Source organism: Bradyrhizobium sp. BRP23, from assembly GCF_020194135.1.
GTDB classification, from domain to species: domain Bacteria; phylum Pseudomonadota; class Alphaproteobacteria; order Rhizobiales; family Xanthobacteraceae; genus Bradyrhizobium; species Bradyrhizobium yuanmingense.
The window spans coordinates 474,143-493,885 of the sequence record NZ_JADYVW010000005.1 but is presented as its reverse complement, the minus strand read 5'-3'; the positions used below and the strand labels follow the sequence as shown (position 1 = coordinate 493,885).

Genomic DNA, 19,743 nt, shown 5'->3' with positions numbered 1-19,743 from the left:
GCAGCAGGCTGACGCAAGCCTCTTGCCTCGCACCGGCCGACATAGTCAACTCCGGGAAAACAAGAGCGGAAACACCAGGGGGAACGCGATGTCCTCGTTCGAGACCATCCTCGTGGAACGGCCTGAGCCGGCGATCGTCCGTGTCGTGATGAACCGGCCCGAGGCGCGCAACGCGCAGAACCTGCAAATGACCTACGACCTCAACGCCGCCTTCGACGCGGCGGTGCAGGACGATGCGGTCAAGGTGATCATTCTCGCCGGGAACGGCCCGCACTTCTCCTCCGGCCACGACCTGCGCCCCGGAGACAAGAATACCGCAGGGGTCGATTTCCCGCCGATTGGAAATTGGGGTGGTTTCGCCGAGCCGAACGCCCATGGCCGGTTCGCCCGCGAGCAGGAGATTTATCTCCAGATCACCCGGCGCTGGCGCAATCTGGCAAAGCCCACCATTGCCGAGGTGCATGGCAAGTGCATCGCCGGCGGCTTGATGCTGGCCTGGGCCTGCGACCTCATCGTCGCCAGCGACGATGCGCAGTTCTGCGATCCCGTCGTCACCATGGGCGTGTGCGGAGTCGAATGGTTCGTGCATCCCTGGGAGCTGGGGCCTCGCAAGGCCAAGGAGTTCCTGTTCACCGCCGACAGCTGGAGCGCGCAGGAGGCGCACCAGCTCGGCATGGTCAACCAAATCGTGCCGCGCGCCGAGCTGTCGTCGCGCGTGCTGGAGCTGGCGCGAAGGATCGCGACAAAACCGTCCTTCGCGCTGAAGCTGACCAAGGAGGCGGTCAACCGCTCGGTCGACGTCATGGGCCAGCCGGCCGCGATCGACCAGGCCTTCGCGCTGCATCAGCTCTGCCACGCGCACAATCTCCAGGAGTTCGGCATGATCGTCGATCCATCCGGCCTGCATCCCTCCGTGCGCAAGCCGCCGGCCGCCGCGGAGTAGACGCGATGGATCTCAATCTCAGTGACGAGCAAAAGTTGCTGCGCGAGAGCGCGGAACGATTCGTGGCCGAAAGCTACGATGCCGACCACCGCCGCAGAATCGCGAATGATCCGCTCGGCTTCAGCCCGGCCGTTTGGAAGCAGTTCGCCGAGCTTGGCTGGCTGGCGCTGCCGCTTCCGGAAGAGTTCGGCGGGCTCGGCGGCGGCGCGGTCGACATCGGCATCTTGATGGAGGCCTTCGGCCGGGGCCTGGTTTCTGAACCTTATGTCGCAACAATCGTGCTCGGGGCCGCGCTGATCGCCAGATGCGGCACCAGCGAGCAGAAGCAGGCGAGCCTGCCCAAGGTGGCGGACGGATCACTGAAGCTTGCGCTGGCGCATTCGGAGCGCGCCGCCCGGTTCGATCTTGCCAAGGTCACGACCAGCGCCAACAAGACCGGGCAAGGCTGGCGCCTTTCCGGCAGCAAGATCGCCGTGCTCGACGGACATGCCGCCGACGAGATCATCGTCTCCGCGCATATCCACGATCATCGGGGCCCCTCGGGCCGGATCGGCCTGTTCCTCGTGCAGGCGACGACGTCAGGCCTCGTCATCAGTGATTATCCCCGTCTCGGCGGCGGACGCGCCTGCAACATCGAGCTGTTCGACGCGCATCTGCCGGAAGACGCCCTGCTCGGCGACGGCAGCGACGCCGTGCCCGCGATCGAATGGGCGATCGATCGCGCCATGGCCGCGCTCGGTGCGGAAGCTGTCGGCATCATGCAGACGCTGCTCGACACCACGCTCGACTACACCAAGATCCGAAAACAATTCGGCCGGCCGCTCTCCGCCAACCAGGTGATCCGCCACCGCCTCGCCGACATGGCGATGCAGGTGGACGAGGCCCGCTCGATGGCGCTGCGCGCGGCGTTGAAGGCCGATAGCGCGCCGATCGAGCGTGCCCGGGCAGCCTCGGGCGCGAAGGCGAAGATCGGCAAATGCGCGCGCTTCGTCGGCGAGCAGTCGATCCAGCTCCATGGCGGCATGGGCGTCACCGAGGAGCTTGAGGTCGGCGCCTATTTCAAGCGCCTCGTCGCGTTCGACACGCTGTTCGGCGGCAGCGCGCATCACTATGCCCGCCACGCCGAGCTGAGCCGCAGGGCCATCTCTGCTTAACAAGGAGCGCATCATGGACCTGTCGTTCAATGCCGAGGAGCGCGCCTTCCAGAGCGAGGTGCGCGGCTTCATCGCCAAGAATCTCACCGAGGAAATGAAGCGCGCGACCGCGCTGACGCCATCGGTGTTCTCCGATCCCGACATCGGCATGGCCTGGCAGCGCGCGCTGCACGCCCAAGGCTGGGGCGCGCCGGGCTGGCCGGTCGAATATGGCGGCCCCGACTGGACGCCGGCGCAGCGCTGGATCTTCGAGACTGAATGCGCCCGCGCCGGCGTGCCCAACGTCAACGTGATGGGCGTGAAGATGGTCGGGCCCGTCATCATCGGCTTCGGCAGCCCCGAGCAGAAGAATTTCTACCTGCCGCGGATTCTCTCCGGCGAGGATTATTGGTGCCAGGGCTATTCCGAGCCGGGCTCCGGCTCAGATCTGTCGTCCCTCAAGACGCGCGCGGTGCGCGACGGCGACGACTACATCATCAACGGCACCAAGATCTGGACCACGCACGCCCATCACGCCAACCGCATGTTCGCGCTGGTGCGCACCAGCGATGGGCCGCGGCAGCAGGACGGCATCAGCTTCATCCTGATCGACATGAAGACGCCGGGCATCACCATCCGTCCCATCCTCACCATCGGCGGCGACCACGAGGTCAACCAGGTGTTCTTCGACGACGTCCGCGTGCCCGTCGCCAACCGCGTCGGCGAGGAAGGCAAGGGCTGGACCTACGGCAAATATCTGCTCGAGTTCGAGCGCGGCGCGGGCATCGCCTCGGCCAAGCTGCGCGAAGGATTGAAGGCGGTTGCCGATCTTGCCGAGTCCGACCTCACGGGCCGCGCCATCGACAGCCCCGACATCGCGACGCGGATTGCCGAGGTCGAGGTCGACATCGACGCGCTCGAGATGACGGAGCTGCGCGTGCTCTCGGCACTCCAGACCGGCCAGAATCCCGGCGCGGTGTCGTCGATCCTGAAGCTGCGCAACAGCGAGATCCGCCAGGCCGTGACGCGGTTAGGGGCCGACGTGATCGGCCATGACGCCCTCGCCGTCGAGCCGATGCGCCCGCTCTACAGGCTCAACCACGAGCCGGCGACGCCTGAGGAGATGCTGACGGTGATGCCGGAATATCTCAACGGCCGCGCCTACACCATCTTTGGCGGCACCTCGGAAATCCAGCGGGATATTATCGCGAAGATGATGCTGGGGATTTAGGGCATGTAGCCCGGATGGAGCGCAGCGAAATCCGGGATATGGCGAGCGCCTGTGCTCCGATCTCCGCTGTCGTCCCCGCGAAGGCGGGGACCCATAACCCCAGGGAGAGGTTATGGGGCGAGCTGGTCACTCCGAGTCTTCGCCAAACCACTCCCTGTGGTTATGGGTCCCGGGCTCGCGCCTTGCGCGCCCCGGGACGACGAGCTGAGTTTGGTGCAATAGCCTGCGCAACAGCTAGCGCACTTACCCCGCCGCCTTCGCGTCCCGGATCGCCTGCCAGATCTTCTGCGGCGTCAGGGGCGTGTTCAGCTGGGTGATGCCGAGCTCGGCGAGCGCGTCCATCACGCCGTTGGTGACGCAGGGCGGGCCGCCGATGGCGCCGGATTCGCCGCAGCCCTTGGCGCCGAGCGGATTGGTGCGGCAGGGCGCGGAATCATCCAGCGTCACCACGATCGGCGGCACGTCATCGGCGCGCGGGATGCAGTAATCCTGGTAGCTCGCGGTCAGCAGCTGGCCGTCGGCATCATACGACACGCCTTCATACAGCGCCTGGCCGATGCCTTGCGCGACGCCGCCATGGATCTGGCCGGTGACCAGCATCGGGTTCACGGCGACGCCGACGTCGTCGACCGTGGTGTAGCGCACGACCTTGGAGACGCCGGTCTCGGGGTCGATCTCGACCTCGCAGATATGCGTGCCGTTCGGCCAGCTGGGACCGTCGACCTCGCCTTCGGAATCGACGCTGAGCCTGGCGCCGCTCTCCTTCTCGGCGAGATCGAACAGGCTGATGCGGCGGTCGGTGCCGACCACGGTGAGCATGCCGCCCTGATATTCGATATCCTCGACCGAAGTCTCCAGCACGTTCGCGGCCTTCTCGCGCGCCTTCTGGATCAAGTCATTCGAGGAGACCGCAACCGCGGTGCCGCCGACGAACAGCGACCGCGAGCCGACGCTGCCGAAGCCCATGGCAAGATCGGTGTCGCCCTGCACCACGTCGATCTTGTCCATGGCAATGCCGAGCGTGTCGGAGATCATCTGGGTGTAGGTGGTCTGCAGCCCCTGCCCCATCGCCATGGTGCCGGAATGCAGCACAACGCGGCCTTGCGAGGTCGCTTGCAGCGTGACCTTCTCGGCGTGGGCGCGGCCGCCGGTCCACTCGATGTAGGAGGTGAGTCCGCGGCCGTAGAGCAGACCCTTCTTCTTCGCGGCCTTCTTGCGCGCGGCAAAGCCGTCCCAGTCAGCGAGCTTCACGGCGCGGTCGAGCATGTGCGCGAAGGCGCCGGAATCGTAGACCTGGCCGGCCGCATTGGTGTAGGGCAGCTGCGCCGGCTTGATGTAGTTGGCCTTGCGGATCGCGCGCGGATCCATGCCGATTTTTCGCGCAGCGGCGTCGAACAGGCGCTCGACGATGAACACCGCCTCAGGGCGGCCGGCGCCACGATAGGCCCCGACCGGCGCGGTGTGGGTCATCACCGACTGCACCTCGAAGTGCACCAGCGGCAGGTGGTAGACACCGGTCTGTACGAACGGCCCGAGCACCAGCGGGATGATGTTGGCCGCGCCCGAGGAATAGGCCCCGGTGCAGCCGATCGACTTGACGCGATAGGCCAGCACCTTGCCCTTGTCATCCAGCGCGAAGGACGCCGTGGACGTGAGATCACGGCCGTGGGTACCGCCGACGAACTCGTCGGTGCGGTCGCCGCGCCAGCGGATCTTCTTGTTCAGCTTGGTCGCGGCATAGGCGACGATGCCGTCCTCGGGATAGAGATTGGTCTTCTGGCCGAAGCCGCCGCCGATGTCGCCGACCAGCACGCGGACACTCTCCTTGGGACGCTTCAGCACGGCTTCCGCCAGCACGTCGCGGGTCGAGGCCGGCGTCTGCGACTGCACGTGCAGCAGGAGACGGCCGGACTTCTCGTCGATCTCGGCAATGGTCGAGCGCGGCTCCATCGCGGACGGAACGAGACGCTGGCTGACGATATCGAGCTCGACGGTGTGCGCCGCCTTGGCAAAGGCCTCGTCGACCTTGGCGGCATCGCCGTAGCTCATGGCGCCGACGATGTTGTCGGGCGCCTCCGGCCACACCACGGGCGCGCCTGATTTCACCGCCTCGACGGGATCGACCACCGCGGGCTGCACATCGTATTCGACCGCGATCGCCTCGGCCGCGCTCTGCGCCTCCACGCGCGAGGAGGCCACCACTGCGGCTACGGCTTCGCCGGCGTAGCGGACGACCTCATGGGCGAGCAGCCGGCGCGGCGGCACCGTCATCGGCTTGCCGTCCGGGCGCTTGAAGATGTTGAGCGTCGGGATCGTACCGATGTCGTCCTTGACGAGGTCCGCGCCGGTGTAGATCGCGGCAACGCCCGGCATCGAAGCCGCGGCGCTGGTGTCGATCGAGACGATCTTGGCGTGGGCGTGCGGCGAGCGCAGCACGTGCAACCACAGCGCGCCGTCCTCCGGCTTGTCGTCGATGAACTGTCCCTTCCCGGTGAGCAGCCTCTGGTCTTCCAAACGCTTGACGGGCTGCCCCGCTCCGAAACGCAAATTGCCAGGAAGAATGTTCATTCCGCTGTATCCTCGAGATCGGGAAAAACGACGGCGGCGGTTTTAACCGATTTTGCGCGCCAGACAACCGAGCCCCGGCGCATCTGCAATGCGCGTCAGGGCCCCTTGCAGGCGCGGATTGGGCGGCTAGGACCTGTCGATATCGACAATGCTCACATTCACGTCACGGGTGTCCGAGCCGCGCTTGACCGTGAGCCGAACGGTCTTTCCGGCCCCGGCCTGCTCGAGCGCATCGGTCAGGTCGGCAAGGCGCCGCACCGGCTTGCCTTCCACCGCGGTGATGATGTCTCCGACCGCTCCCGTGGAAAAGTTGACACCGCGAATCCCCGCCCGCTCGGCAGGACTGCCGGGGGCCGTCCGCACCACGATCACCCCTTCGACAGCAAGCCGGGTCGACACATCCTCGCCGGCGGCCACGATGCCGATGCCCGGCGTCGGCACGCGGCCGTTGCGGATCAGCTCAGGGACGATCCGGTTCACGACGTCGACCGGGACCGCGAAGCCGATGCCGGCGTTCGATCCGGACGGCGAGATGATCGCTGTGGTGACGCCGATCAGCCGGCCGGCGGAATCCAGCAGCGGCCCGCCCGAATTGCCGGGGTTGATCGCGGCATCGGTCTGGATGACGTTCGCGATCTCCCGGCCGCCATGGGTCGGGAGCCGGCGCTTGAGCGCGCTGATGATGCCAGAGGTCATCGACTGATCCAGCCCGAAGGGATTGCCGATCGCGAAGGCGGATTGTCCGACTTTCAGGTCATTCGAACTGCCCAGCGCAATCGGAGCTGGAAGCTGGCGCACGCTGCGGATGCGCAACACCGCGAGATCGTAATTGGGCGCCGTGCCGACCAGGTCGACCTGGGCCACCTCACCCGAGGCAAAGCGCACGGCGATCTCGCCGCCATTGGCGACAACATGATTGTTCGTTACCAGGTGGCCGTCGCGATCCCAGACAAATCCCGTGCCGGAAGCACCGCCGCCGGCCTGGCTCTCCTCGCCCATGAGGGGACTTGCCGCCGACTTGGCCGCAACCTGAACGACCGACGGCGATACGCGCTCGAAGATGTCGATGGTTGCCTTCTCGCCGTCCCACAGCGGCCCGCGCTGCTCGACGGCACGTGCGGAGGGCGCGGCCCATGGGACATACGAGACGGGGACATGCAGGATCTTCGCGGCCGTGACCGCGACCAGCAGGGCGGCGAAGGCTGCCGCGGCAATCGCATAGCGACGATTCATTGGGTGATCACCGTGTCTTGTGCTGAATGCGGGCTGTGAGATGCACATGCATGAAGTGGCAGGATCTCGCTTACGCAGCAACGTCGCAAACGCGCGGAAGTTTCTCGGTCAGGTATGGACCATTTTGCGCCCGGCACGGATGCCGGGGCATATTGCCGCGTGGCGAGCTATTCCAGCTCGCGCAGCGCCGTTTCCACGATTTTGCGCGCATCCGCCGTCAGTGGCGCCTGCGGCGGGACGGGGCCGCCGACGTCATAGCCCTGGATCGCAAGGCCGGCCTTGATGCACGCCGCGAGATTGAAACGGGCGAAGGCTTCGTTGATCCGCCACAGCCGCCGCTGCAGCGCCATGGCCTCGTCCCAGCGGCCGGCCGTGCATAGATCGTAGAGCATCACGCTCTGGCGCGGGATGATGCAGGCAGGTCCCGCCATCCAGCCGCGGCCGCCGATCAGCATCACCGCCGCCGGAATGTGGGCGGAGGCGGAGAACACGCGCAAGGAGTCCCCGCAGCGGTTCATGATCGAGAGCAGCCGACCGGTGTTGGTCGAGGCATCCTTGATGTAGCCGATGCGCGGATGCTCGGCGAGGCGCGCGATTACGTCGAGCGTGAGATCGGAGCGCTGGAATTGCGGATTGGTGTAGATGACGACGGGAATGTCGACGGCATCGGCAATGGCGCGGAAATAGGATTCGACCTGCGCATCGGCCAGCGGGAAATACGCCTCCAAAATCGCAAGGATGCCGTCGGCCCCACACTTCTGGCAGGCTTTCGCCTGCGCCACCGCATCCGCCGTCGCGGTCGAGGCGACGCCGGCGATAACAGGCACGCGGCCCTGCGCGGCCTCAATCGCGATCTGCACGACCGCCGTACGTTGCGCGGCGTTTAGGTAAGCGAATTCGCCGGTCGAGCCCAACGGCGTCAGCCCGTGCACGCCGGCGCCGATCAGGTCGTCGCAGAGTTTTGCCAGCACGTTGGTTCGCACCGTGCCGTCGGCATCGATGGGCGAGACGAGATACGGAAAGACACCGTGGAATTCGGACATGCGGCGCGGATCCCGGTCGATTGGTTTGCGGCTGACGGCTATTACCAATGCCGGCGCCGGCGATCAAACCCTGAGCAGACGCACCCGCGTGCCCCAGGGATCGATCGCCTCCACCCCGTCCGCAAGCGCCGTGACCTTCACACCGCCTTTGCGCAGCCGTTCTTCCTGCGCGGCGAGCAGCTCCGGCTTCGCCATCACCAGCGAGAACCAGGCAAGACCGGTCGTGGACTCGTCGCGCTGGCCGGCGCCCTGGCTCTGCCAGACATTCATGCCGAGGTGATGGTGATAGCGGCCCGACGCCAGGAACGCGGCGCCGCTGCGGCGACGAGTCGGGTCGAGGCCGACCGTGCCGTGATAGAAGCTCTCGGCCTGGGCGAGATCGCCGACGCGCAGATGCATATGGCCGATGCGCATTCCGTCCGGCGCCTTGGCATAATCGGGAACGCGCGTATTGGTGAGCGACAACAGGTCGGGAATGTTGAGCTCGTCGGTCGCCATCTTCACGCTGCCCTCGCTCCATTGCCATTGCGAGGGGTCGCGGTCGGCATAGACCTCGATGCCGTTGCCTTCGGGGTCGTCGAGATAGACGGATTCGGAGACGAGATGATCGGCAAAGCCCGACAACGGCACGCGGTGCGAGGCGGCATGAACCAGCCAGCGCGCCAGATCCTTGCGGGTCGGCATCAGGAAGGCGGTGTGGTAGAGGCCTGCGGCGCTGCGCGATTCAATCGCGGCTTCGGGACGGGCCTCCAGCACCAGCAGCGTGAGGCCTGATGTGCCGAGCTTGGCTGTGGCCGCCGAGCGCTCCATCACGGTGAGCCCGATCACATCGCGGTAATAATCTGCGACTTTGTCGAGGCTCTTCACCCGCAGCGTCACCATGCCGACCCGCATCGGCGTACGGCTGGCAAAGGTGGGGCCGCCGCCCTGCGCTGTGCCCTCGGCACGGGCCGCGGCTGCGGCGGCCATGGCGAGCGAGGTGGCGCCGGCGAGCTGCAGCAGGGTGCGGCGGGTCAAGTCGATGGTCATCGGTCGGGCTCGCTGGAAATCCTCGAGGCCAAATGGCCCAATTTTGGGATTGCTACACGTTCCCGTGAGGCGCTCCCAATCACATGTTCGTCGGTCGCGGTCTTGCGGAGGCCGTCCTTGTCCTGGCCACCCGGCCAGTTTCGCAATCGCCCGCGGCATCCCAGATTGAGGACAACTTACGGGAGCCCGCCATGACTGATCTTAGTCCCCTGTCCTCACTGTCCTCCGCGCTCGCGGACATTGTGGCGCGCACCGCGCCGTCCGTCGTCTCCGTGCATTCGCATCGCTCTCGCGCGACCGGCTTTGCCTGGAAGCCCGGCCTGATCGTCACCGCCGACGAGGCGCTGGCCGACGAGGGCGGGGTCGAGATCGGCCTCGCCGACGGTCGTCGGGTCGCTGCCACGATCGCCGGCCGCGACCACACCACCGACATCGCGCTGCTGCGCACTGAGGCCGCGGTCGCGCCGGTCAAGCTCGCCGCAACCGTCCCGCCGCTGGGCGCATTGTCGGTCGTGGTCGCGACCAACCGGGAGACACCAAGCGCGGCGCTCGGGATGGTGTCGGCGTCCGGAAAGAGCTGGCGTTCCTTGCGCGGCGGCGACATCGATGCGCGGATCGAGCTCGACGTCCGCCTACGCGGCAGCCAGCAGGGCGGGCTCGCGCTCGATGCATCGGGCGAAGCCTTCGGCATGGCCGTGCTCGGGCCGCGGCGCGTGCTGGTGATCCCGACCGCGACGATCGAGCGTGTCGCGCCCCAGCTCGAGGCGCGCGGCCGCATCGCGCGTGGCTATCTCGGCCTCGGGCTGCAGCCGGTGCAGCTCGACGACGGCATCGGCGCCATGGTCATGAATGTCGACAAGGCTGGGCCTTCGGCCGCGGCCGGCATTCGCCAGGGCGACGTGATCGTGGCGGTCAACGGCCAGAAGCTCTCGGGCGTGCGCGCACTGTCGCGAACGCTGGGACCTGCGAGCGTCGGCGCGGTGGTCGACGTCGCCGTGCACCGTGGCGGCGAGCCGGTCAGCTTCAAGGTCACGGTCGGCGAAAGGCCGGAGGCGTGAGCGAGGACAAGACGGCCGAGATCGTATTGTCGCTGGAGATCGACGACCCCACACTCGCCGATCGCCTCGCGGCCCTGCTCGGCAATGTCGCCGGGCTTCGCCTCGCCGCGCCCGGCGAGCAGGCCGCCGCGACAATCATAGCCCGCGATCCGCGCATCAGCCCTGCGGACATCGCGCTGACGCAGCGCGAGCTCGACGTGCTGGCGCTGATGGCCGAAGGCGCCTCCAACAAGATGATCGCCCGGCAGCTCGGCATCTCCGTGCACACCGTGAAATTCCATGTCGGCTCGTTGCTCGACAAGCTCGACGCCACCGGCCGCACCGATGCGGTGGCGCATGCGGCGCGCCGCGGCGTGATCGAGCTTTGACAGCCCTAACGGCGCCGCTCAGCCGCTACACCCGCTTGCCGTTGTTCTTCTCCGCCGCGCGGCGCAGCGCTTCGGCGAGCGCGCCGCCGCCCGAAGATTCCTGCTTGCGCGGCGCAGACGACGTCATGCGGCTTGCGTTGCGCTGATTGTTGTCGCGCTGCATGCCGGGGGCGTCCTTCCTAGGCCCGACCTCGTCGTCGAGGCGTAGCGTCAGCGAGATGCGCTTGCGGGCCACCTCGAAGTCCAGCACCTTCACCTTGACGATGTCGCCGGGCTTCACCACCTCGCGCGGGTCCTTGATGTAGGTCTTCGACATCGCCGAGATGTGCACGAGGCCATCCTGGTGCACGCCGATGTCGACGAAGGCGCCGAAGGCGGCGACGTTTGTCACGGTGCCCTCGAGGATCATGCCCTTCTTGAGATCCTTGATCTCCTCGACGCCTTCCTTGAACACCGCCGCCTTGAACGCAGGGCGCGGGTCGCGACCGGGCTTTTCCAACTCGCGAAGGATGTCGGTGACGGTCGGCAGACCGAAGGTCTCGTCGACGAAATCCTTCGGCTTCAGCGTGCGCACGACGTCGCTGTTGCCGATCAGCGCCTTGATGTCGCTCCTGGTCGCTTCGAGAATCCGGCGCACCACGGGATAGGCTTCGGGATGCACGCCGGAGGCATCGAGCGGATCCTCGCCGCCGAGGATGCGCAAGAAGCCCGCGCACTGCTCGAACGCCTTCGGCCCGAGCCGCGGCACGTCCTTGAGCGCCTTGCGCGACTTGAACGGACCATTGGCGTCGCGATGCGCCACGATGCTCTGGGCGAGGCCGGAGCCGACGCCCGAGACGCGCGCCAGCAGCGGCGCGGAGGCGGTGTTGACGTCGACGCCGACCGCGTTCACGCAATCCTCGACCACGGCGTCGAGCGATTTGGCGAGCTTGGCCTGGCCGAGGTCGTGCTGATACTGGCCGACGCCGATCGCCTTCGGCTCGATCTTGACCAGCTCGGCGAGCGGGTCCTGCAGGCGCCGCGCGATCGACACCGCGCCGCGCAGGGTGACGTCGAGGCCGGGCAGCTCCTCCGAGGCGAAGGCTGAGGCCGAATAGACGGACGCGCCGGCTTCCGACACCACGATCTTGTTCATCTTCAGCTCGGGCAGGCCCTTGACCAGCTCGGTCGCGAGCTTGTCGGTCTCGCGCGAGGCGGTGCCGTTGCCGATCGCGATCAGCTCGACGCGGTGCTTGATCGCGAGCCGGCCGAGGGTCGCCAGCGATTCATTCCATTGCCGCTGCGGCTCATGCGGATAGATCGCGGTGGTGTCGACCACCTTGCCGGTGGCATCGACCACGGCAACCTTCACCCCGGTGCGGTAGCCGGGATCGAGCCCCATGGTGACGCGGGTGCCCGCGGGCGCGGCCAGCAGGAGGTCGCGCAGGTTCGATGCGAACACGCGCACGGCCTCGGTCTCGGCCGAATTCCACAGCCGCATGCGCAGATCGATATTGAGATGCACCTGGATCTTGGTGCGCCAGGCCCAGCGCACGGTATCGATCAGCCAGCGGTCGCCGGGACGCTTGAGATCGGCAATGCCGAACCGCTTCATGATCTTCAATTCATAGGCGCTCGGCACGCCCGGCGGCGGCGCCTCGGCCTCGGGCTGAATTTGCAGGTCGAGAATTTCTTCTTTCTCGCCGCGGAACATCGCGAGGATGCGGTGCGAGGGCAGTTTTGTCAGCGGCTCGGAGAAATCGAAATAGTCGGCGAATTTTTCGCCCTCGGTCTTCTTGCCGTCGCGCACCTTGGAGGCCATGCGCGCATTGGTCCACATCTCTTCGCGCAAGGCGCCGATCAGATCGGCATCCTCGTCGAAGCGCTCGACCAGGATGGCGCGGGCGCCGTCGAGCGCGGCAGCGGCGTCAGCGACGCCCTTCTCGGCGTTGATGAAGCCTTCCGCCACGACCTTCGGATCATTGCCGGGCTCAGCCATAAGCTGGTTGGCGAGCGGCTCGAGGCCGGCTTCCTTGGCTATCTCCGCCTTGGTGCGGCGCTTCGGCTTGAACGGCAGATAGATGTCCTCGAGGCGAGCCTTGCTGTCAGCGGCCATGATCGAGGCCTCGAGGGCCGCATCGAGCTTGCCCTGCTCGCGGACCGATTCGAGAATGGCCTTGCGGCGATCCTCGAGCTCGCGCAGGTAAACCAGGCGCTCCTCCAGAGTGCGCAATTGCGCGTCGTCGAGCGCACCGGTCGCTTCCTTGCGGTAGCGGGCGATGAAGGGAACCGTGGCGCCGCCGTCGAGCAGCGTCACCGCCGCCTCGACCTGCTCGGCGCGAACCCCAAGCTCCTGCGCAATTTTCTGGTTGATGTTGGCCACGCGAGATTCCCTCTAATCCAAGCACGCGGGCGCAGGGGCGAACCACCGGCCGCGGGACGCCGCTTATGGACCAACCAAGGTTGATTCATCAAGGTGCGGTAAGCAACCGTCGACAGAGGATTTTTTGCCCGACCGATGCGATCTCGCCACATTCGTGGGGGCGCGGCGACTTGACATCGGCCCCGCGTTCCGCGCCTGCTTGTTCCCGCCGGGCCAATGAACTCTCCGCACGAGGACCAATCATGCGTACCACATCGGTCGGCGTCTTCAGGATCGCCACCACGGGACCCGGCGACGTCTCCGGCCTGATGGACTTGATCGTTTCAGGCGCGATCGATCCCAACTCGATCCTTGCCGTTCTCGGCAAGACCCAGGGCAATGGCGGCGTCAACGATTTTACCCGGGAATACGCGGTGGCCGCGCTATGTACGGCGCTGGCACCCAAGCTTGGCCTGTCGGCGGAGGCAGTCGAGCAGCGTATCGCCTTCGTGATGTCCGGCGGCACCGAGGGCGTGCTGAGCCCGCACATCACGGTGTTCACGCGCAGTGAGGCCGAGCGCCCGGCAGGCCTTTCCGGCAAACGCCTCGGCATCGGCATGGCGCACACGCGGGACTTGCTGCCCGAGGAGCTCGGCCGCTCCGCGCAGATCACCGAGACGGCCAAGGCCGTGCAAACCGCGATGGCGGATGCCGGCATCAACGATCCCGCGGACGTCCATTTCGTGCAGATCAAGTGCCCGCTGCTGACCAGCGAGCGCGTTGCCGCGGCAAACGCGCGAGGCAACAAGACGGCGACGACAAACGCTTACGGCTCGATGGCCTATTCGCGCGGTGCGTCCGCGTTGGGCGTTGCGGTCGCGCTCGACGAGATCAGTTCCAACGTCGGCGACGAGGACGTGCTGCGGCGCTATGATCTGTTCTCCAAGGTGGCCTCGACCTCGTCGGGGATCGAGCTGATGCATAACGTCGTCATCGTGCTCGGCAACTCGGCATCTTCAGCGAGTGAGTTCGAGATCGGCCATGCCGTGATGGAGGATGCCATCGACGCCGCGGCGGTGGTATCGGCGTTGAACAGCGTCGGGCTCGGCGCGGCGCCGCAAACCACCGCCGGCCGCGCGCTCATCAACATCTTCGCCAAGGCGGAGGCCTCGCCTAACGGCACAGTGCGCGGCTTCCGCCACACCATGCTTGAAGACACCGACATCAGCGCGACACGCCACGCCCGCGCAGCGGTCGGCGGCCTGATCGCGGGCCTTGCCGGCACCGGCGCAATCTACGTGTCCGGCGGCGCCGAGCATCAGGGGCCGGCCGGCGGCGGCCCGGTTGCAGCGATCGCACGACTGTCGGATTGATAGCCGGCAGCCCGACCTCTCCGCCGGGCGCAACCCTGCCCCTCGTGGCGCCTCGGTTGATTCACGCGGGCCGTTGCGAAAAAGGTGACGCCGCGGCCTTAAGGGGATTTGACTTCATGACTTTGCCGATGAGCTGGAATGAATGGGCACAGCACGATGGCGTCGCGCTGGCGGGGCGCGTTCGCAAGGGCGAGCTGACGGCGAAGGAGCTGGCGCGCCAGGCCGCCGCGGGCGTTGCCAAGGTCAATCCAGCGCTGTCCGGCGTGGTCGAGCTGTTCGAGGACGTGATCGCCGATCCCGCCAAGGACGGCGCCAATCTCGCAGGTCCGTTCGCCGGCCTGCCCTTCCTGATGAAGGACCTCGGACCGACCATGAAGGGCCGGCTGCAGGAGATGGGATCGCTGCTGATGCGCGGCAATCGCGCGAGCGCCGATACGTTCCTCACCGGCAAATTCCGCCAGGCGGGGCTCAACCTGATCGGTCGCACCACGACGCCAGAATTCGGCGTGTGCTCGTCGGCCGACAATCCTGCCGTCTACGTCACGCGCAATCCCTGGAATACCGACTACACCACCTGTGGCTCATCGGCAGGCAGCGCGGCGATGGTGGCCGCGGGCGTGGTGCCGATCGCGCATGCGACCGACGGCGGCGGCTCGATCCGCATTCCCGCCGGCGTCAACGGCAATATCGGCCTGAAGGTCTCGCGCGGCGTGTTCTCGCTCGCGCCGCACATGTCGGACCTGACCGGCCTCGTCTCGATCCAGGGCTGCCAGTCGCGCTCGGTGCGCGACACTGCCGCCTTCGTCGATCATGCGCGCGGGCCTGCGCCCGGCGAGTTCATGCCGTTCTGGACCACGGCGCAGCCTTATTGCGAGATGATCAAGCGCGATCCCGCCAAGCTTCGCATCGCGCTGTCGCACACATGGGGCAATTACACCGCGACGCCCGAGCTCGCTGCCGAGCTGGAGAAGGCCGGACGCTTCCTCGAAGGCCTCGGCCATCACGTCGACTATGCGCTGCCGGAGATCGACCTCCCGGCCGCCTTCGAGGCGCAGACCACCTGCTACATCTCGAACTTCGCGGTGGTGATCTCCAACATGCTCGCTGCGCGCGGACTGGAAAAGCCGCCGGAGGATCTGATCGAGCCGATGAACATCCGCATCTGGGAAGCCGGGCGCCACACCAGCTTTGCCGAGCGGGCGAAGATGCAGGCCGTGTTCAACACGACCTCGCGCGGCTTCGGCAGCTTCTTCGAGCAATGGGACGTGATCCTGACGCCGATCACGGCGCTGCCGACGCCGAAGGTCGGCACCAGGGAATATCTCACCATCTCCGACAACCCTGATGTGCGCGACTGGTTCGACAATCTGTGGCGCTTCTTCGCCTTCACGCCGCTCGCCAATCTCTGCGGCATGCCGGCGATCTCGATGCCGATGGCGGCGCAAGACCACGGCCTGCCGCTCGGCATCCAGGCGATCGCCAAGCAGGCCAATGACGGCCTCCTGCTGCAGCTCGCCGCCCAGATCGAGCGCGCGCTCGACGGCAAGTGGAACGGCGGCAAGAAACCGAAGGTGCATGTAGGCTAACTAGAGCGTGATGAGATCAGTTCGATCGCTACGGCGGAGGTGCACTCCCTCTCCCGCTTGCGGGAGAGGGCTGGGGAGAGGGTGTTTCCGCGATGGGACAATCCCCTAGAGGAGAAAGCCCTCACCCGCGCCTTCGGCGCAACCTCTCCCGCAAGCGGGAGAGGTTGCAGCGAGCCCGTGGCATGGATCTCGCTTTAGCAAGTGTGCGATCGCATCGATACGCGATCGCAACAGCCTCAGTTCTTCACCGCCGGTATCTCCTCCGCCACCGGCTGCTTCTGACCCTGCTGATACATCGCGAGCGCCTTTTCGAGGGCTTCGCGCAGTGCCAGTGCTGCGGCGACACTGCAACGCAGATGCGCGGTCTGGACCACGTCGACCCTGACGGCGGCGCCGACCGGCATCAACAGGTTTGCGGCAAGCTCGATCTGGATCGCGCCGTTGTGGTGACCGAAGCAGGATGCGCCGTCGAAATAGATGATCGGCGCCCGCTCGGCGCTGGAGGTGGAAATGGTGACGGGCCCCTGGGCGGTCGAGGGCGTTTCGGGGTCGGCCATGGGCGCTCCTTGCAGTTCATCGACGAACGAAGCGCCCACCATCGACGCTTCGGCGCGCCCTGTCGAGACCAAACCGTCCCATGCGGGGCTCATTCGGGATTTTGCGCGAGGCCCGACACTGGTCTAGAAGGTCCCCATGAGCACCACGCCGACCACGCTTGCCTTCGAGGAACTCGCCGAGGCCATCAAGGGCCGCCGCTCCGATTACGGCCATATCAGCGGGCTCCAGCTCGACCGGTTCGCACCTGGCGAGGCTTGGTCCAGCCTGCCCTATCGACCGGTCTTCGTCGGCGACACCGCGACCGCAGTGCTGCATGGCGGCGTCGTCACCGCGATGCTGGACGAGAGCTGCGGCATGGCGGTGCAACTTGCGCTCGACGGCACCCGCGCGATCGCGACCCTGGATCTGCGCATCGACTACCAGAAGCCGGCAACGCCCGGCCTCGACATCAAAGCGCATTCGGTCTGCTACCGCACCACGCGCTCGATCGCCTTCGTGCGCTCCACCGCCTATCAGGAGTCCGAGGACGATCCGGTCGCGACCGCGACCGCCTGCTTCATGATCGGCGCCAACCGCACCAACATGCTCGCCGACCACCGGATGGATGCGCGCAGCATCCCGACGCTGGAGGCGCCGGAGGATCCGGACGGGCCCTTTGCGCGCAGCCCGTTCGCGCGCGCGCTCGGCATCCGCGTCAACGATGACGGCACGCTGACGATGCCGTTCTCGCCGCAGATCATCGGCAATCCGATCCTGCCGGCGATCCATGGCGGCATGACGGGCGCCTTCCTCGAGACCACCGCCATCATCGGCGTGGCGCGGGAGCTCGGCGCTAGCGCACCGCCCAAGCCGATCGGCCTCACCGTCAACTACTTGCGCTCCGGACGCGCGCTCGACACGTTTGCCGACGTCTCGATCGTGAAGCAGGGCCGACGTATCGTCGCCTTCGAGGCGCGGGCCTGGCAGGACGATGCGACGAGGCCGATCGCCACCGCTTTCGGTCACTTCATGCTGCGCCCGACGCCTGGAAGTGACGAGGAATAAGCCCATTTTGACTTGACGGCCGCAGCTCCGGCCCCAACGATAGCGCGCCTTTCGCCAGAGGAATTGGATTGCGGCATCCGCTCGACATCGTTGCCATGTTCGCCGCACTCTGGCTGCTGGCATCGATGGTGCTCGACACGCTGACGCCGAAGGAGCTGACCGCGATCATGATCGGCATCGCGATCGGCCCGGCCATCGTCATCACCGCCGTGTTCTATTACCTGCGGTGCCCGCGAACGGATTTTGCGGTGATGTTCGCAGCGCTGTGGCTGATCTCCGATATCGCCATCGCCCTCATCTCGCCGAAGCAGCTGCCGCATTTCCTGATCGCGCTCGGCTTTCTGCCGGCGATGCTGATCGGCATCGTGCTGCACTGGCAGACGTTCACCTCTCCTCGGCGGGGAGAGGTGAACCACCGCGCCGGCTGATATCACCGCGGCAACAGGTTCGTCTTCGCGAGGTCGAGCACCTCGTCACCGCGTCCGTTCATCACCGCACGCAACACCCAGAGGCTGAAGCCCTTCACCTGCTCGGCCGTGATGGTCGGGGGCATCGACAGCTCCTGCTTGGCGGTGACAACATCGAGCAGCGCCGGCCCATTGTGCGCCAGCATCTCTTTCATCGCGCCCGGAAGCTCGCCGGGATCCTCGACGCGCTTGGCAAAGATGCCCATCGCGCGCGCCATCGCGGCGAAATCCGGGTTCTCCAGGTCGACATTTGTGTCGACGAAGCCGGCCGCCTTCATCTCCAGCGCGACGAAGCCGAGCACGCCGTTGTTGAAGACCACCACCTTCACCGGCAGCTTCTCCTGCGTCAGCGTGATCAGGTCGCCCATCAGCATGGTGAAGCCGCCGTCGCCGGAGAGCGAGATGACCTGGCGCCCGGGCTGCGCAGCCTGCGCCCCGATCGCCTGCGGCATGGCATTGGCCATCGAGCCGTGCACGAAGGAGCCGATCAGCCGGCGGCGGCCGTTCATGTCGAGATAGCGTGCCGCCCACACCGTCGGGGTGCCGACATCGGCGGTGAAGACGGCATCGTCGGAGGCATGGTCGCTGATGACCTTGGCGAGATATTGCGGATGGATCGGCTTGGCTCCGGGCGTGCCCTTGGCTAGCGAATCGAGGCCCTCGCGGGCTCTCTTGTAATGCGCGACGGCGTCGTCGAGATGCTTGCGCTGCGTCTTGGCCGTGAGCAGCGGCAGCAGCGCCTCGATGGTGAGCTTGACGTCGCCGACGAGGCCGAGATCGATCCTGCAGCGCCGCCCCAGATTCTCCGGGCGGATATCGATCTGCGCGACCTTCGCATCATCAGGGAAGAACTGCTTGTAGGGGAAGTCGGTGCCGAGCATCACCAGCGCATCGCAGGCGTGCATCGCGGCGTAGCCCGAGGAGAAGCCGATGAAGCCGGTCATGCCGACGTCATAGGGGTTGTCGTATTCGACATGCTCCTTGCCGCCGAGCGCGTGCACGATCGGGCTCTTCAGCGCTTCAGCGAGTTGCATCAAAGGCGCATGCGCGCCGGCGCAGCCGCGGCCGCAGAACAGCGTGATGCGCTCGGCGCCGTTGAGGAGATCCGCGAGCGCCTGCAGCTCATCCGCTTGCGGCACGACCTTCGGCGGAGCCAGCGCAAGGCCGCGCGTCGTCGACAGCGCGCGCTTCGGAGGACTGCGGAAGGCGACATCGCCGGGCATGGCGACGACGGCGACGCCGCGCAAGCCGACCGCCGCGCGAATTGCATTCTCCAGCACGTAAGGCAGCTGGCTCGGGTCCGACACCAGCTCGCAATAATGGCTGCATTCGCGGAACAGGTTTTGCGGATGCGTCTCCTGGAAATAGCCGCCGCCGATCTCGGCGGTCGGGATCTGCGCCGCGATCGCCAGCACGGGAACGCGGCTGCGATGCGCATCGAACAGGCCGTTGATCAGATGCAGATTGCCGGGGCCGCAGGAGCCCGCGCAGACCGCGAGGCTCCCGGTCATCTCGGCTTCGCCGGCCGCCGCGAAGGCCGCGACCTCCTCGTGCCGGACATGAATCCATTCGATCGTGCCGCGGCGGCGCAGCGCCTCGGTGAGCGCGTTCAGGCTGTCGCCGACGATGCCGTAGATGCGCTTGACCCCGGCCTGTTCGAGCGTTGCCACGAACAGATCGGCCACGTTGTTGATCGCCATGTCGGTCTCCTGATTCAGCCAGTCGCATAACACGATGCGCGCATGTCGGCATCGCGCCACCATATGGC

Annotated in this window: 16 protein-coding genes; 9 read left to right on the top strand and 7 right to left on the bottom strand. The window is 66.6% G+C overall.

Annotation, left to right across the window (positions count from 1 at the left end; genetic code table 11):
• Positions 1-88: 88 nt before the first annotated feature.
• The 3 genes from I6F24_RS17295 to I6F24_RS17285 are packed head-to-tail and all read left to right on the top strand — an operon-like array spanning position 89 to position 3,307.
• Positions 89-943 (top strand): enoyl-CoA hydratase, encoded by an 855-nt coding sequence (locus tag I6F24_RS17295; RefSeq protein ID WP_036028670.1) that lies wholly within the window; start codon positions 89-91, stop codon positions 941-943.
• Positions 944-948: 5 nt separating this feature from the next.
• Complete coding sequence (locus I6F24_RS17290; protein WP_225151113.1) at positions 949-2,097, top strand: acyl-CoA dehydrogenase; 1,149 nt, start codon at positions 949-951, stop codon at positions 2,095-2,097.
• Positions 2,098-2,110: 13 nt separating this feature from the next.
• Entirely contained in the window at positions 2,111-3,307 is a 1,197-nt protein-coding gene (locus tag I6F24_RS17285) for an acyl-CoA dehydrogenase family protein (protein ID WP_057027761.1), read from the top strand.
• A gap of 243 nt (positions 3,308-3,550) precedes the next feature.
• On the opposite strand, the gene I6F24_RS17280 is transcribed toward I6F24_RS17285, so the two are convergent.
• The 4 genes from I6F24_RS17280 to I6F24_RS17265 all read right to left on the bottom strand — a co-directional run bounded on the left by I6F24_RS17280 (position 3,551) and on the right by I6F24_RS17265 (position 9,180).
• Positions 3,551-5,875 carry a xanthine dehydrogenase family protein molybdopterin-binding subunit gene (locus tag I6F24_RS17280; RefSeq protein WP_225151111.1) on the bottom strand — a complete coding sequence of 775 codons (2,325 nt, stop codon included), beginning with the start codon at positions 5,873-5,875 and terminating at the stop codon, positions 3,551-3,553.
• Positions 5,876-6,001: 126 nt separating this feature from the next.
• Complete coding sequence (locus tag I6F24_RS17275; RefSeq protein WP_225148025.1) at positions 6,002-7,108, bottom strand: trypsin-like peptidase domain-containing protein; 1,107 nt, start codon at positions 7,106-7,108, stop codon at positions 6,002-6,004.
• Positions 7,109-7,275: 167 nt separating this feature from the next.
• Complete coding sequence (locus I6F24_RS17270; protein WP_036028680.1) at positions 7,276-8,151, bottom strand: dihydrodipicolinate synthase family protein; 876 nt, start codon at positions 8,149-8,151, stop codon at positions 7,276-7,278.
• A gap of 63 nt (positions 8,152-8,214) precedes the next feature.
• Positions 8,215-9,180: a VOC family protein gene (locus I6F24_RS17265; protein WP_036009665.1), complete on the bottom strand. Its 966-nt coding sequence runs from the start codon at positions 9,178-9,180 to the stop codon at positions 8,215-8,217.
• Positions 9,181-9,371: 191 nt separating this feature from the next.
• Here I6F24_RS17265 and I6F24_RS17260 point away from each other — a divergent pair, with 191 nt between their 5' ends.
• Together I6F24_RS17260 and I6F24_RS17255 are read left to right on the top strand one after the other, a co-directional pair.
• Positions 9,372-10,238: a S1C family serine protease gene (locus I6F24_RS17260; RefSeq protein WP_036028682.1), complete on the top strand. Its 867-nt coding sequence runs from the start codon at positions 9,372-9,374 to the stop codon at positions 10,236-10,238.
• Positions 10,235-10,606 (top strand): helix-turn-helix transcriptional regulator, encoded by a 372-nt coding sequence (locus tag I6F24_RS17255; RefSeq protein WP_036028685.1) that lies wholly within the window; start codon positions 10,235-10,237, stop codon positions 10,604-10,606. The genes I6F24_RS17260 and I6F24_RS17255 overlap by 4 nt, the downstream gene beginning before the upstream one ends.
• A gap of 25 nt (positions 10,607-10,631) precedes the next feature.
• Here the strand turns inward: I6F24_RS17255 and I6F24_RS17250 are convergent, their stop codons facing one another.
• The gene (locus tag I6F24_RS17250; RefSeq protein ID WP_225151109.1) at positions 10,632-12,968 is read right to left on the bottom strand and encodes a Tex family protein; all 2,337 of its coding nucleotides are present in this window, start codon (positions 12,966-12,968) and stop codon (positions 10,632-10,634) included.
• A gap of 242 nt (positions 12,969-13,210) precedes the next feature.
• Between I6F24_RS17250 and I6F24_RS17245 the strand changes: the two genes are divergently transcribed.
• Positions 13,211-14,320, top strand: coding sequence for a ring-opening amidohydrolase (locus tag I6F24_RS17245; protein WP_225151106.1), 1,110 nt, complete (start codon positions 13,211-13,213; stop codon positions 14,318-14,320).
• Positions 14,321-14,436: 116 nt separating this feature from the next.
• Entirely contained in the window at positions 14,437-15,906 is a 1,470-nt protein-coding gene (locus I6F24_RS17240) for an amidase (protein WP_225151104.1), read from the top strand.
• Between the two features lie 236 nt (positions 15,907-16,142).
• On the opposite strand, the gene I6F24_RS17235 is transcribed toward I6F24_RS17240, so the two are convergent.
• On the bottom strand, positions 16,143-16,463 hold the full coding sequence (locus I6F24_RS17235) for a hypothetical protein (RefSeq protein WP_036009675.1): 321 nt from the start codon (positions 16,461-16,463) through the stop codon (positions 16,143-16,145).
• 136 nt (positions 16,464-16,599) lie between these two features.
• Here I6F24_RS17235 and I6F24_RS17230 point away from each other — a divergent pair, with 136 nt between their 5' ends.
• Together I6F24_RS17230 and I6F24_RS17225 are read left to right on the top strand one after the other, a co-directional pair.
• Positions 16,600-17,508, top strand: coding sequence for a PaaI family thioesterase (locus I6F24_RS17230; protein ID WP_225151102.1), 909 nt, complete (start codon positions 16,600-16,602; stop codon positions 17,506-17,508).
• A gap of 68 nt (positions 17,509-17,576) precedes the next feature.
• Positions 17,577-17,936 (top strand): hypothetical protein, encoded by a 360-nt coding sequence (locus tag I6F24_RS17225; RefSeq protein WP_036009657.1) that lies wholly within the window; start codon positions 17,577-17,579, stop codon positions 17,934-17,936.
• Between the two features lie 2 nt (positions 17,937-17,938).
• Here the strand turns inward: I6F24_RS17225 and poxB are convergent, their stop codons facing one another.
• Positions 17,939-19,675: a ubiquinone-dependent pyruvate dehydrogenase gene (gene poxB / locus I6F24_RS17220; RefSeq protein WP_225151100.1), complete on the bottom strand. Its 1,737-nt coding sequence runs from the start codon at positions 19,673-19,675 to the stop codon at positions 17,939-17,941.
• Between the last annotated feature and the right edge of the window lie 68 nt (positions 19,676-19,743).